Genomic DNA, 14,543 nt, shown 5'->3' with positions numbered 1-14,543 from the left:
TGCAAAACGGCCGCAAAGGGTCAACTATGCAGCCGTTAATAAAATACATTTAATGCGCTATTTTTTTATAACGTTTCGCTTTAACCAGTAATCAAAACTAACAAAACGCCCACCGCCCATAAAAAATAAACTTAAGAGCATAGCAAAATAAATTGCCGAAAATTCTATGCCATTATTTAAAATAGATGGTTTACCTTTTTCGTATAGGTAATCAGGAAAGCCGTGCTCTTCAACTAAGTCTCGAATTTTTCCTATCCTGTCTTGTACTTCTAATGAGTTTTCGAGGCTTTCTTTTGCACCTGGGATAGATAACCAATCAAGTACTTGCGCAGCACTTGTTTCTGGATTAGTCGGCGCTATTGCAAACCACCCGTTATGCCAATGTACTGAAGTAGCCGCTACAACCATTGTGAACATAAGCGGGATACTGACTAAGCGAGTTAAAAGGCCAAATAATAACAACCAACCACCTAAAAATTCACTCCATCCAGCTAAGAAGGCTAGTAAATCAGGAAACGGTAAGCCTAAACCCCATTCACTATTACCAAACCATTGAACGACATCAGGCGATGCTAAAAAGTTATTTAGAAAGCCTTCTGTTTCAGTACTTATAGCAAGTTTGTTATAACCTGCGATGATCATAACGGGAGCTAAAATTAAGCGAAATAGTAAAGCAGGTAAACCATCTAAAAACGATAGTTTACCCAATATTGTGTTATAAAAACTGATTAGTTTATTCATGCGTATCCTGTGTGTTCAATGTTTATTAAGTTATAGACTATAAACAAAAAAGACCGTATAGATTGATAAACTATTTCAATTTATTTACAAAGGTTAAATACTTCTCGCCACTTGTAGAGCTTCAAAAATAGCGCGTTTAGCATCAATTGCAGCAGCCAATTTAGCTCCGCCTATCACATGCACTTTTGCGTTATCTGTGTAACCTTCTAGCACTTCGCTATTAGAAACCTGACCAATACACGCAATAACAGTATCTACCGGCAGTACTTGAACTTCTCCAGCAACATTAATTGTTAACCCATTCTTATCAAAACTTTGATATTGGCAGTCAGCAATTTGTTTAACACCATGCTGTTTAGCAACTTGGCGATGTATCCAACCAGTGGTTTTACCAAGCTCACTACCAAAACGACCCGAACTGCGTTTTAACATATACAATTGGCGCTCGTCTTTATGAGGTTGTGCATCACACTCAATCCCCCATTGCGTTTTAAACTCGCTAATAGATTGTGATTTATGTTCACTTAAAAAAGCAACCATATCAAAACCAATACCGCCAGCACCTAAAATAGCGATTGATTTGCCCAATTCTACTTCGCCGCGTATGACTTCGTCATAAGCAAACACACGCTTATCATCACTACATTTAATAGAGGCTTCACGCGGCCTAACGCCTGTTGCAAAAACAATATCATCATAATCTTTAAGCATTGAATCGTCGTAAGCTTTACTAAGCTCCACAGTTACTTTTAATCGCTCGAGCTCATTAGTGAAGTAAGTAAGTGTATGGTTAAAGTCTTCTTTACCCGGTATTTGCATGGCTAAATTAAATTGACCGCCCATTTGCGATTTTTGATCAATTAACGTGACGTTATGCCCTTTTTGAGCCAAGTAACAACTTGCTGATAAACCAGCAGGACCTGCACCGACAACTAATACATTTTTAGCTTTAGCTGCTTGCTCTAGCGGGTAATCTAGCTCAAATGCAGCTTGTGGATTAACTAAACACGTAGCACGTTTATTTTTAAATACGTGATCTAGACAACCCTGGTTACATCCAATACAAATATTAATTTGTTTAGATTGATTGTTTACATACTTATTAAAAAACTCAGGATCAGCCAATAACGGACGTGCCATCGAAATTAAATCAGCCTCGCCTGCATTTAAAATATCGTTAGCAATTTCTGGAGTATTAATTCGGTTAACAGCAATCACAGGGACATTAACTACGTCTTTTAAACGCTTTGATGCTTCTTTAAATGCACCCGGTGGCACCATACTCGCAATAGTCGGTACACGCGCTTCGTGCCAACCAATACCAGTGTTAAATATATCAACACCCGCTTTTTCAAGTTCGGTAGCCTGAATAACAACTTCCTCTGGTGTTGAACCGTTTGGAATCAAATCAATGACCGACAATCTAAAAATAATTAAGAATTTTTCAGATACTTTTGCTCTTACAGCTTTAACTATTTCAAGTGCAAGTCGCATTCTATTTTCTAAGCTGCCACCAAACTCATCATCGCGTTTATTGGTATGAGGCGCCATAAACTCATTAATCAAATACCCTTCAGAACCCATGACTTCTACGCCATCGTAGCCGGCTTTTTCAGCCATATAGGCAGAATGCGCAAAGTCTTTAATTGTTTTTTTAATCGAGCCAAGCGACATCGCTTTAGGTTTATAAGGATTAATAGGTGCTTTTATTGCACTTGGTGCTTGATTGAAAGGATGGTATGCATAACGTCCAGCATGTAATAATTGCAAACAAATTTTTCCACCGTGTTTATGCACAGCATCTGTGTAAGCGCGATGCTTAAACACATCGTAATAACTATTAAATGAGGAAGAAATTGGTGTTAGCTTGCCACGTAAATTAGGGCTGTATCCGCCTGTAATTAACATCGCGGTGCCACCTTTTGCACGTGCTTCATAAAATGCACGTAAGCGTTTGCGGTTATGCCAGCCCTCTTCAAGGCCTGTATGCATTGAGCCCATAACCAAGCGGTTACGTAATTGTGTGTGTTTTAGTTGTAATTGTTGTTCTAACATCTTGTGCCCCGTTAACTGGTCTAACCTGTATACATTAGCTAATTCTGCTTTAATGGCAAGTAATAAGCAATATGTGCATGCATTTAATTAAAAATAGCAGTAAAAACTTACGTTTATATAGGTTCATAAACACTTCGTTACGATTTAGCAGTTAAATTTATTTTTATTCTAGGCTAAGATGGAACTAATGTATTAACTGTACCAAATTAAGGAGCTATTTTGATAGCAAAGGTATTTAAAGGTATTTGGGCTGGAATTAATTTTTCTCGTCGCTTAATACTAAACATTTTGTTTTTATTACTGGTAATTGTTTTCTTTGTGTCACTCTCAAGTGACGATGATCAAATAATAGTTGAAAATGGCTCTGTACTCAGGCTTAACTTAAATGGCCCTATTGTTGAAGAGAAAACATATATAGACCCAGTTGAAGCCGCAATTAGTGATGCAACTTCTGGTTCTGAAGCACCAAGCGAAATATTACTCGACGATATTGTTGAAGTAATAAACGAAGCGACTAAAGACGATCGTATCTCGGTGATATTGCTTGATTTACAAGAGATGCCTAAAGCACATTTAAATAAACTTAAGCAAATTACAAAGGCTATTGATGCCTTCAAGCAAGCTGGCAAAAAAGTAATTGCATCGGGTTATTACTATACTCAAGCACAATACTATATTGCATCGCATGCTGACGAAATAGCTATGCACCCATACGGCAGCGTAGGTATTGAAGGTTATGGCATGTACCCGCTTTACTTTAAAGATGCACTTGAAAAGCTTGAAGTAACGCAGCATATTTTCCGTGTTGGTACATTTAAGTCAGCAGTAGAACCTTTTATTCGTAACGACATGTCCGATGCAGCTAAAGAAGCTAACCGCGTTTGGTTAGGCGCTCTTTGGAGCGAATACAAACAAGATGTTGCCGCTGTTCGCCCGTTTGATGAGTCAAATTTTGACGAAACAATGGACGTATATCTAGAAAAAATGAAAGCTGCCGATGGCGATGCAGGTAAATATGCACTTGATCACCAGTGGGTTGACTCTTTAAAAACAAATCAGCAAGTTCGTAAACAATTAATTGATTTAGTAGGCACACAAGAAGATGGTAAGACATTTAAGCAAGTTTCATTTCGTGAATACTTAAGCTTAATTAAACCGCCTATTGAAATTGATAACCCTATTACCGAAAAAGTAGCGGTAGTTGTTGCTAAAGGTACGATTGTTGATGGTGAGCGTAAAGCAGGCGAAATTGGGGGTGACTCTACAGCTGCCCTACTTCGTAAAGCACGCCTAGATGATAAAGTTAAAGCGGTTGTACTACGTATAGACTCTGGTGGCGGTAGTATGTTTGCCTCTGAAGTTATTCGTGCTGAAGTATTAGCCCTTAAGGCTGCTGGTAAACCTGTTATTGCTTCAATGAGTTCTGTGGCTGCATCAGGTGGTTATTGGATTGCCTCTGCTGCAAACGAAATTTGGGCAGCACCAAGTACAATTACAGGCTCAATTGGTGTATTTGGTACGTTTATGACATTTGAGAAAACCTTATCGAAAATTGGTGTTTATTCAGATGGCGTTGCAACAACCGAAATGGCTGGCTTTTCTATCACTCGTCCACTAAATGAAAAGATGGGTCAAGTAATTCAAATGAACGTTGAGGAAGCATACGGTCGCTTTTTAAATGTTGTTGCTGATGCGCGTAATATGACGCCTGAGCAGGTTGACAAAATTGCCCAAGGCCGCGTATGGATTGCATCTCAAGCACTTGAACTAGGTTTGGTTGATAAGCTAGGCGACAAACAAGGTGCGATTGAAGCCGCAGCTGCACTTGCCAAGCTTAATCATTATGAAGTTAAAACTATTAAACAAGATTTAAGTTCGCAAGAAAAAATGATTCAAAACATTTTTGGTAATGCGTCTATTAAATCTATGCTTGGTTTGCAAACACAAAAAATATCTGTGTTAGCAACACAAGCTAATTTACGAAGTGTTATTAACCAATTAAGTACTGAAGTTGAAAACCTTAAAGATTACAACGATCCACAAGGTGTATACGCACGCTGTTTAGTGTGTAACGTTGCACAATAAAAGTGCATAGCTTCACCTAATCAGCTGTATTTAAAGCTGCTTAACGTTATACTAGGCCCAGTTTTTTTACTGGGCTTTTTTTATGAAACGTAAACGCATTTATATCGCTTATACTGGCGGTACTATAGGTATGAAAAAATCGAGTCGAGGCTATATTCCAGCTGAAGGTTTTTTAACAGAAACCGTAGTGAATAACGCAGAATTTAATCGTGATGAAATGCCTTTGTTTGATATTCACGAATACTGCCCTCTTATAGATTCTTCAGACATGTCTCCAGAGCATTGGCAACTCATTGCTAATGATATCAAAGATAAATACCAAGATTATGATGGTTTTGTGGTGCTCCATGGCACTGATACTATGGCGTATACAGCCTCAGCGCTGTCATTTATGTTCGAAAATTTGACTAAACCTGTGATTGTAACCGGCTCACAAATTCCGCTCTCACAATTACGTTCTGATGGCCAAGTAAACTTACTTAATGCCATGTATTTAGCTGCAAATTATCCTATTGCTGAAGTAAGTCTCTTTTTTAATAACCAACTGTTTAGAGGTAATAGAGCAACTAAAGCACACGCGGATGGGTTTAATGCTTTTGCCTCGCCGAATCTAGACCCTCTCGCGTTATCGGGTATTAATATTCAACTTATTAAGGGTCAGCTTAGCCCATATGTTGAAAATGAGCTGCAAGTTACACCTATTACACCTCAACCTATCGGGGTGCTTTATTTGTACCCAGGCATTAGCCAAGAGGTAGTTAAAAGCTTGGTCAATGGCAATATTAAATCACTGGTGCTACTGAGTTTTGGTGTAGGTAATGCACCACAAGATCCGAGCTTTTTGTCAATACTCGAAGAAGCAAGTAAACGTGGCGTCGTAATTGTTAACTTAACTCAGTGTTTAAAAGGTCATGTAAACATGGGTGGCTATGCAACAGGTAATGCGCTATTAAATATTGGTGTAATAAGTGGGTACGATATGACTCTTGAAGCATGTTTAACTAAGTTACATTATTTATTTAGCCAAAAGCTTGAAGTCGAAACGATTCGTCATTTAATGCAAGATAACTTACGTGGTGAGTTGAGCCGTTAATTTTTAGCCTGTAAAAATACAAAAGGCACGCTAAATAGCGTGCCTTTATCGTTTTAAACAACTGTTTTTTATCTAACTTTAGCGTCTATATCTACTAAATCAGTTAAATGACACATTTCACCACTGTGGGTTTTTATGCCGTGCTCACCAAAGTAATCACGCTGGGCTTGAACTAAATGCCCATTACTCGGTGTAGTTAATGTTGCTAAATACGTTTGTGTAGCTCCCAATACAGGGAATGCTAAACCAGTCATTATTGCTTGACCGGTAATTTTTCGCAAAGAGTTAGACTCTTTTTCAAGAGTGTCAATAAATTCAACACCTTGTGCAACGCTATCAAGGTAGTCAGCACGAATTATACAACCAGCGCGCCACGTTTGAAGCGTTTTAGATAAATCTACTTTCCACTGATGAGTACGTGATGCACCTTTAATTAGCGCTAGACCTTGACGATACGCAAGTAAGCTTGCAAGTAAGAACGCGTCTTTTAGCTCTTCTAAATCAATTTCAACATTGTTCGTTGATTTAGATGCATATGTCATCTCTTGTGCAGCCGTTGTGTTGCATGCATTAGTTAAATGACGAGCTTGAACAGCAGCAACAAGTGAAGGGACAGCAATACCAAGTTCGAGTGCATTTTGCGCAGTCCAAAGACCAGTGCCTTTAGCGCCAACTTTATTATCAATTAAGTCCGCAAGCGGTACATTATTATGATTTTCAAGTGACAATATATGGCTAGAAATAGACAGTAAGTAACTATTTAATTGACCTTCTGACCAGTCATTAAATATCTCAGCTACTTCTTTTGGAGAACGATTAGTACCTAAACGAAGTAATTGGTACACTTCTGCAATAAGTTGCATCAGTGCGTATTCAATACCGTTGTGAACCATTTTTACAAAATGACCACTTGCTGATTGGCCAACACGTGCAAAACATGAATCGCCATTATAGCTAGCAGCTACTTTTTCAAACCATGGCTCAATACGTTCCCAACCACCTTCAGAACCACTTGCCATCATTGCAGGACCATGGCGAGCGCCTTCTGCACCGCCAGAAATTCCCATAGTGGCAAATTCAAATTTATTTTGGTATTTGAGTTTACGCGTTATACCGTCTTTATAATTACTATTGCCGCAATCGACTATCATATCTTTACAATTAACGCCGGCCTCTACAAGTTCATTACAAACTGTATCAACTAACTCACCAGCTGGAACAAGTAATAAAATAGAACGAGGTGCCTCTAAACGCCTTACCATGTCACTTAAATCAGAGACAATGTGAAGCCTATCAGCCATGCCTTGTGATTTGGCACAACTTAGTAACTCTTCACCCGCATGTGGGTTTTTATCATAAGCGACTAGCGTTATCCCTTTTTCAATCAAGTTTAGGGCAAGATTTTTTCCCATAACGCCTAACCCTACTAATGCAACTTGCATCTAGTGTCCTCCTCGGTAACAACTATTTGGTTAGAAAATTCAGTGTATAAATTAAATAATACCGCGTGCATTATACTCATACAGTCATAAAATACTAACTATGAGCCCATACAACATGCTTTTTTATTACAGATAAATAAGCTACGTAATTATATCAAACATCAATGCTCTCGGGGTGACTAAAAGCAACGCTAATTGAAATTAAGATCATTGACGCATTCTGACACCGGTGTCATAATGATGACACAATAGTTTTGTATAAAATAGTGGCAAACCTTTGAAGTTTGCACATAATTAAAATATTTTAATCTAATATAGATATTTTAATTCAACAAAATAACGTCAACATGCTTTCACCAAGCAAACAGGAGAAATTGATGCTAAGACGCACGAAAATAGTCGCTACCCTTGGACCTGCTACCGATAGAGATAACAACTTAGAAAAAATTATTATCGCTGGGGCTAATGTAGTACGTTTAAACTTCTCACATGGTGTTGCCCAAGATCATAAAGACCGTGCGCAAGCTGTACGCGATATTGCAAAAAAATTAGGCAAGCATATTGCTATTCTTGCTGATCTTCAAGGCCCTAAAATCCGCGTTTCTACTTTTAAAGAAGGTAAAGTAACGCTTTCTGTGGGTGCAAAGTTCACTCTTGATGCAAAAATGGAAAAAGGCGAAGGCGATGTTAACTCTGTAGGTATTGATTATAAAGAATTACCTAACGACGTTAGCCCTAACGACTTACTACTCCTAAATGACGGCCTTATTCAACTAACTGTTGATGAAGTAGCTGGGCACTTAGTACATTGTACTGTAACTGTTGGCGGTGTTTTATCTAACAATAAAGGTATTAACCGTTTAGGTGGTGGCTTAACTGCTCCAGCATTTACTGAAAAAGATAAAGAAGATTTAATAACTGCCGCTGAAATTGACGTAGATTACATTGCCGTATCATTCCCACGTAGTGGCGACGATATGCGCTACGTACGCTCACTTGCTGAAGCTGCTGGTTCAAAAGCACAACTACTTGCAAAAATTGAACGTGCTGAAGCCGTTGAAACACAAGAAGCTGTTGATGACATCATTCTAGCGTCTGACGCTGTAATGGTTGCCCGTGGTGATTTAGGTGTTGAAATTGGTGATGCAGCTCTTATGGGCAAGCAAAAACTAATTATTCGTCGTGCTCGTTCATTAAACCGTACTGTAGTAACAGCAACGCAAATGATGGAATCGATGATCGATAACCCTATGCCTACACGTGCAGAAGTTATGGATGTTGCAAATGCTGTTCTTGATGGAACAGATGCTGTAATGCTTTCAGCTGAAACAGCTGCTGGTGATTACCCTGAAGAAACTGTTGCAACTATGGCACGTGTTTGTTTAGGTGCTGAATCTCAAAAAGAAACGCATGTTTCTAAGCATCGTTTAGATAGTCGTTTTTCTAACAATGCAGAATCTATCGCACTTTCTGCTATGTATGCAGCTAATCACTTAGATTCTGTTAAAGCTATCATCACGCTTACTGAATCTGGTAGCACGGCTAAATTAATGTCACGTATCAGCTCTGGCTTACCAATCTACTCGCTTTCACGTCATGCGAGTACATTAGGTCAAACAGCACTTTATCGTGGTGTTTACCCAGTATTTTTTGATTCTACAAAAACTGAAAAAGACGGTATGGTAAAAGCGGCACTTGATACTTTAGTTTCTCAAGGTTCTTTACAGTCTGGCGATACAGTAATTATTACTCACGGTGACTCAATGGAAACTGTGGGCGCAACTAACACAATGAAAATTGTAACTGTCGCATAATTAATACCAATTCGCTTAATTAAGTGATCTATTTTGAGGATAGAAAAACGTGTTGATAGCTATTCAAAAAATCGCTATTTAGTTGTTCTCGGCAATTGCTCCTGCATTGCTCTACCTTCTGCATCCATGCAGTCGTAAATGAGAATTTTTTAACACAGGTAGCGACACGTTAGCCCCGCAAAATAACTAAGTATTGTTGCGGATTGGTATAATTACTAAATATAAAAAATGCGAGCTTAGCTCGCATTTTTTGTACCTGTAATAAAAGCGTTGGCTTTAACTTGCTAATGCCGCTTTAACCTTATCTCGATAGCTACGGCTCACTTTTAATTCTTGTCCGTTTTCAAGTACTAATAAATACTCGCCACTTACTTGTGTAACCAGCTTACTAATTTGTTTTGTGTTTACTATCGCACTGCGGTGTACACGCACAAATAACTGAGGGTCTAGCTCTTGCTCAAGCTCTTTCATTGTTTTACGAAGTATATGCGTTTGTCCATCTTCACAATGTAAACACATATAGTCACCTGCAGCATCAACCCATTGGATAGTCGCTACAGGTACCCGTATAATTTCACCCTGCTCTTTTACTGCAAGCGATTCTGGGTAACGTCTATCTGTTAAGGTATCGCCAGTGGCTAATTTTTTTAATATTTCTTCGCAATTATTACCAGTAATACCGGCTACAAAACTCGCTAGTTTTTTCTTATGGGCGTTGTCTTGCTGCGTTTTTAAATAAGTATGCACTTTTTCTACCGCCTGTTTTAATCTGTTATCATCAACGGGTTTTAAAATGTAATCGAGAGCATGAATTTCAAATGCTTTTACAGCAAACTGATCAAAAGCAGTTACAAATACAATAGCAGGTAGTACTTTTGTACTTTCGCTAAGCGCTCTTGCCACCTCAAAGCCATTCATACCTGGCATCTGAATATCTAAAAAAACCAAATCGATTTTCTCGCTTTGGCACATTTCAATTGCATCAGCGCCTGAACTACACAATTTAATTACTTCAATATCAGAATATTCTTCAAGTCTTACCGCTAAACCTTTTCGCGCTAACGGTTCATCATCAACAATGAGTGTTTTTATTTTAGTCATTTTTCACAGCCTTCTCAAAAGGTACTCGCAGATTAACTTTTAATCCACTTGGCGTATTATGTGATAATACAAACGAATAATTATTTTCATACAACGTTTTTAATCTATCTTTGGTGTTAGCAACACCTACACCTTGAGCGTTAACTAATTGGCCATCAAGTATTTCAGTGCCTGGGCCGTTGTCACCCACTTCTAGTAATAATTCATTCGCAAATACTTGTGCTTTAATATCAATTACACCACCTTCTGTCAGATGGGCAATGGCATATTTAATCGCGTTTTCTATAATTGGTTGCAAAATTAAGCTCGGTACTAAAGCCTCTTTTGCTTGCTCGCTAATATCTACATTTACTTTCAATCGCTCATCAAAACGGACGCGCTCTATTTCTAAATAAAGCATGAGAGCATGTAGCTCTTGCTCAAGCGGTACTTTTTTAATTGGATCGGTATTAAGTGTGTAACGTAAAAAGTCACTTAACCTTGCTACCATTAAGTTAGCATCTTTGTTTTCTTTAACCAAAATTAAAGTAGAAATAGCGTTAAGTGTATTGAATAGAAAATGGGGGTTGAGCTGATACCTGAGCATTTTTAGTTGCGCTTCGTGTGCCATCGTTGTGGCCTTTAACGCTTTTTGTCGCTCACTTTGTAATAACTGATAATATTTAACGCCAAAGTACAAACCACTCCAACATAAAATAATATAAACCGAATCTAAACCTTGCTGCAGGTAATAAAACCACTCCTCTGGTCTATAACCATGGCGGTATATTTCCCATAGATTGAATTTTTGAACGACAGCCCATAGAGTGCCCGTTATATAAGAGGCACCAAATACTACAATCATTAATACCCAAGGCGAGGCATTCCAAATTTTACGGTAAATATACCTAAGCGGCACTGTCATTAAACAACCAGCGTAAGCATTCAATAAAATAACAAATACGTATATATCACGCATTTCAAATACTTTAGAGCCGATATAATTTACTAACGCGTAACCAATCCAGCCCGCGATTTGCAAAAGCCAAAAAAAACGTTGCCTGTTATCGACTAAAGATTGCCAGTTCAAAATAGATGTTTACTCCGTATGGTTAAAACTAATTCCATAAAATAGGCGTTTGTTATTTTTATTATTTTTACCTATGTAGGGCTAATTTTCACAAAATTAGATAGCCTTATTATATAGATTTATGAGTTTGCATAGCACTACAGCTTGCCTTGCTTTTTAAGAGTCTTACCGCAAACAAATAGTCGAGACACTAAAAAAGCGAAAGGTTATCCACCTTCCGCTTTTTAAATATCAATAGCTTTGTGTAAATTAAGCTAGTTTATCTGATGCTACCTTGTACGTTGGATCTTCAATCACATTCACTTCAACTAAATCACGTGCTTTATGAAGCAACTGCGTACAGTCTTTACTTAAGTGACGTAAATGAAGTTGTTTACCTGCTTTTGTGTATTTGTCAGCAAGTGTATCAATTGCTTCTATTGCACTGTGGTCAGATACGCGGCTGTGTTTAAATTCAACAATCACATTTTTAGGATCATTTTTCACATCGAATAACTCAGAAAAGTTTTTAACAGAGCCAAAGAATAACGGACCATGTAGTTCATACACCTTAGCGCCTTCCTGATCAATGTAGTTAGTTGTATATATCTGCTTCGCATGCTGCCAAGCAAATACTAAAGCCGATACAATAACACCCACACATACAGCAATCGCTAAATCAGTAATAACCGTCACGCCCGACACAAGAACAATTACAAATGCATCAGATAATGGTACGCGCTTCATCATTTTAAAGCTTGCCCATTCAAATGTACCAAGTACTACCATAAACATAACACCAACAAGTGCAGCTAATGGGATCATTTCAATTAAGCTAGAGGCAAAAATAATAAAACCAAGTAGCATAAGTGCAGCGCTTATACCTGATAAACGAGAGCGACCACCTGAATTTATATTGATCATTGATTGACCAATCATTGCACAACCACCCATTGCACCAAACATACCGCAGGTAATATTTGCAGCACCTTGACCAATACATTCTTTATTACTATGACCACGGGTTTCTGTAATCTCATCAATTAAGCTAAGCGTTAATAATGATTCAATTAAACCAATAGCCGCTAAAATAAGTGCATAAGGAAAAATAATTTGTAGCGTTTCGAAAGTAAACGGTACCATAGGAATATGAAATTCAGGTAAGCCGCCAGCGATTGTTGCTGTTTCGTCTCCAGTCATTCCTTTTAAGAAATCTAATACTGTATGCGCTTCTAAATCAAATCCAATCACTAATCCAGTTACAGTTACAATAGCAACTAGAGATGAAGGCACTGCTGTAGTCAATTTTGGCAAAAAGTGGATTATTGCCATGGTTAATGCAACTAAGCCAAGCATGATAAATAATGGATTACCTGTCATCCATTCTTGTCCGCCCATACCATCTGGCACTTTAAACTGCCCTAGCTGAGCTAAAAATATAACAATTGCTAACCCGTTTACAAAACCAAGCATTACCGGATGAGGAACCATACGGATAAACTTACCGAGCTTAAATACACCCGCGAGAATTTGCAGTATTCCCATCAGCAACACAGTTGCAAATAGATACTCAACACCGTGATCAAGCACTAAACTTACCATGACAACAGCTAGTGCACCGGTTGCACCTGAAATCATACCAGGGCGACCACCAAAAATAGCCGTAATTAAACCAACGATAAACGCGGCATATAGACCAACCAAAGGTTCTACATTTGCAACAAAGGCAAACGCAACTGCTTCTGGGACTAAGGCTAACGCCACAGTTAATCCAGATAGAATATCGTTTTTAGCAGAGCTAGGCGCCCTACTGAGTAAGTTAAACATTGAGGTCCTCAAATGATGTAATGGGTATCAAAAAAAGCGCTAAATTCTACCAAATTAGCGCTCAGTTAACAATTATCATTATGTGGTTAAGCTAAACTAAAAATGGTTTAGCTTTTAAAAGAAGTGCTTTTACAAAGGAAGGGAAGTACTGCGTTTTACACATGTCATTGTTACATTAGAATGTACTTCTTGGACGTATTCTAAGCTTAGTAAATTATCGCGCACAAAATGCTCATACCCTTCTATGCCTTGTGAAATTATGCGTAGCATAAAGTCCATGGTACCAGCCATAGTGTAACACTCTGTTACCTCGTCGTAGCTCATGATCAGCTTTTCAAACTCAGCAAGATTCTTTTTACCGTGATTTGATAAACGCACATGTGCATATACAAGCATATCAAAGCCAAGTTTTTTCTCATCTAAAAGAGCCACTTTGCTTTTTATATAACCATCTTGCTCTAGCTTAGCGATTCGACGCCAGCATGGAGATTGAGACAAGCCTACTTTATCTGCAATTTCTGCGGTTGATAAACTAGCATCTTGTTGTAAAAGTGCCAATATTTGGCGATCTACGTGATTTAGAGACATTTTATTTCTTATTTATCAAATAAACTGGTTAAATTATACAACCATTTTAAAACTCAGTCTGCTTATTTTTAATGTTTATGCAGTTTGTAAACTTAAAATAAGCAACTTAACCAAACTTACCACTTATAAAAGGATTTGTTTTCTTTTCAAACCCCACCGTAGTGTCGCTACCATGTCCTGCCAATATTTTAGTATTATCAGGTAAGGTTAAAATATGCGTCTTAATCGACTCTATAAGTTGTTCACTGTTCCCCTTAGGAAAGTCAGTGCGCCCTACTGAGCCTTTAAAAATAACGTCACCGACAATAACGCACTCATAGTCTGGTTGGTAAAACACTATATGACCGGGTGTATGCCCCGGGCAATGTTTCACTAAAAAGCTAAGTTTACCTACTCTCACGGTGTCATTATGGTTTAGCCAAATATCCGGATAAAACGGTTCAATGGGTTTAAATCCAAACATCTGTGCTTGCATAGGTAAGTTTTCAAACCAAAAGTACTCATCTTTTTGTGGACCAATAATTTGTACGTTAAATTGATTTCGTAAAATATCAGCCCCACCCACATGATCTAAATGCCCGTGCGTTAACCAAATAGCACTTAATGCTAGTTTATGCTCATTAAGGACCGTTATTATTTTATCAGTGTCGCCACCTGGGTCGATAACCACAGCGTGTTTAGTTTCGCTACACCAAATAATACGGCTGTTTTGTGCAAAGGCAGTGACAGGTATAGTTATGATTTCCATA

Annotated in this window: 11 protein-coding genes; 3 read left to right on the top strand and 8 right to left on the bottom strand. The window is 38.2% G+C overall.

Annotated features, from left to right (window positions below):
* Window positions 1–57 precede the first annotated feature (57 nt).
* Window positions 58–741 carry a DoxX family protein gene (locus H5088_RS00350; RefSeq protein ID WP_182693918.1) on the bottom strand — a complete coding sequence of 228 codons (684 nt, stop codon included), beginning with the start codon at window positions 739–741 and terminating at the stop codon, window positions 58–60.
* Window positions 742–834: 93 nt separating this feature from the next.
* Window positions 835–2,796 carry an FAD-dependent oxidoreductase gene (locus H5088_RS00345; RefSeq protein WP_182751943.1) on the bottom strand — a complete coding sequence of 654 codons (1,962 nt, stop codon included), beginning with the start codon at window positions 2,794–2,796 and terminating at the stop codon, window positions 835–837.
* Window positions 2,797–3,015: 219 nt separating this feature from the next.
* On the opposite strand from H5088_RS00345, the gene sppA reads away from it, so the two are divergent.
* Both sppA and ansA read left to right on the top strand, forming a co-directional pair.
* Window positions 3,016–4,881 carry a signal peptide peptidase SppA gene (sppA, locus tag H5088_RS00340; RefSeq protein WP_182751942.1) on the top strand — a complete coding sequence of 622 codons (1,866 nt, stop codon included), beginning with the start codon at window positions 3,016–3,018 and terminating at the stop codon, window positions 4,879–4,881.
* Window positions 4,882–4,963: 82 nt separating this feature from the next.
* Complete coding sequence (gene ansA, locus H5088_RS00335; RefSeq protein WP_002962901.1) at window positions 4,964–5,974, top strand: asparaginase; 1,011 nt, start codon at window positions 4,964–4,966, stop codon at window positions 5,972–5,974.
* A 68-nt stretch (window positions 5,975–6,042) separates the two neighbouring features.
* Here ansA and gndA read toward each other — a convergent pair whose 3' ends face one another.
* Window positions 6,043–7,416, bottom strand: a complete 1,374-nt coding sequence (gene gndA / locus H5088_RS00330; RefSeq protein WP_182751941.1) for an NADP-dependent phosphogluconate dehydrogenase — start codon at window positions 7,414–7,416, stop codon at window positions 6,043–6,045.
* A gap of 377 nt (window positions 7,417–7,793) precedes the next feature.
* On the opposite strand from gndA, the gene pyk reads away from it, so the two are divergent.
* Window positions 7,794–9,230, top strand: coding sequence for a pyruvate kinase (gene pyk / locus H5088_RS00325; protein ID WP_024596643.1), 1,437 nt, complete (start codon window positions 7,794–7,796; stop codon window positions 9,228–9,230).
* A 276-nt stretch (window positions 9,231–9,506) separates the two neighbouring features.
* On the opposite strand, the gene H5088_RS00320 is transcribed toward pyk, so the two are convergent.
* The 5 genes from H5088_RS00320 to H5088_RS00300 form a co-directional block, all read right to left on the bottom strand.
* Window positions 9,507–10,331: a LytTR family DNA-binding domain-containing protein gene (locus H5088_RS00320; protein ID WP_024596642.1), complete on the bottom strand. Its 825-nt coding sequence runs from the start codon at window positions 10,329–10,331 to the stop codon at window positions 9,507–9,509.
* Window positions 10,324–11,400 (bottom strand): sensor histidine kinase, encoded by a 1,077-nt coding sequence (locus tag H5088_RS00315; RefSeq protein ID WP_024596641.1) that lies wholly within the window; start codon window positions 11,398–11,400, stop codon window positions 10,324–10,326. The genes H5088_RS00320 and H5088_RS00315 overlap by 8 nt, the downstream gene beginning before the upstream one ends.
* Before the next feature lie 249 nt (window positions 11,401–11,649).
* Window positions 11,650–13,206, bottom strand: a complete 1,557-nt coding sequence (locus H5088_RS00310; RefSeq protein ID WP_002960702.1) for a SulP family inorganic anion transporter — start codon at window positions 13,204–13,206, stop codon at window positions 11,650–11,652.
* A 129-nt stretch (window positions 13,207–13,335) separates the two neighbouring features.
* Entirely contained in the window at window positions 13,336–13,794 is a 459-nt protein-coding gene (locus H5088_RS00305; RefSeq protein WP_002960703.1) for an Lrp/AsnC family transcriptional regulator, read from the bottom strand.
* A gap of 106 nt (window positions 13,795–13,900) precedes the next feature.
* Complete coding sequence (locus H5088_RS00300; RefSeq protein WP_182751940.1) at window positions 13,901–14,542, bottom strand: MBL fold metallo-hydrolase; 642 nt, start codon at window positions 14,540–14,542, stop codon at window positions 13,901–13,903.
* Window position 14,543 lies beyond the last annotated feature (1 nt).

Origin of the sequence: Pseudoalteromonas sp. SR43-3, from assembly GCF_014163875.1 — a bacterium.
Lineage (GTDB): Bacteria > Pseudomonadota > Gammaproteobacteria > Enterobacterales > Alteromonadaceae > Pseudoalteromonas > Pseudoalteromonas distincta.
Note: the sequence above shows the minus strand (reverse complement) of the source record. Positions and strands in the feature narration are given on the sequence as shown.

Excerpts from the sequence above, each read along its gene's own strand:
- pyk (WP_024596643.1), top strand. The coding sequence starts at position 7,794 with ATGCTAAGACGCACGAAAATAGTCGCTACCCTTGGACCTGCTACCGAT.
- H5088_RS00345 (WP_182751943.1), bottom strand. The coding sequence starts at position 2,796 with ATGTTAGAACAACAATTACAACTAAAACACACACAATTACGTAACCGC.
- gndA (WP_182751941.1), bottom strand. The coding sequence starts at position 7,416 with ATGCAAGTTGCATTAGTAGGGTTAGGCGTTATGGGAAAAAATCTTGCC.
- H5088_RS00300 (WP_182751940.1), bottom strand. The coding sequence starts at position 14,542 with ATGGAAATCATAACTATACCTGTCACTGCCTTTGCACAAAACAGCCGT.
- H5088_RS00310 (WP_002960702.1), bottom strand. The coding sequence starts at position 13,206 with ATGTTTAACTTACTCAGTAGGGCGCCTAGCTCTGCTAAAAACGATATT.
- H5088_RS00305 (WP_002960703.1), bottom strand. The coding sequence starts at position 13,794 with ATGTCTCTAAATCACGTAGATCGCCAAATATTGGCACTTTTACAACAA.
- H5088_RS00320 (WP_024596642.1), bottom strand. The coding sequence starts at position 10,331 with ATGACTAAAATAAAAACACTCATTGTTGATGATGAACCGTTAGCGCGA.
- ansA (WP_002962901.1), top strand. The coding sequence starts at position 4,964 with ATGAAACGTAAACGCATTTATATCGCTTATACTGGCGGTACTATAGGT.
- H5088_RS00350 (WP_182693918.1), bottom strand. The coding sequence starts at position 741 with ATGAATAAACTAATCAGTTTTTATAACACAATATTGGGTAAACTATCG.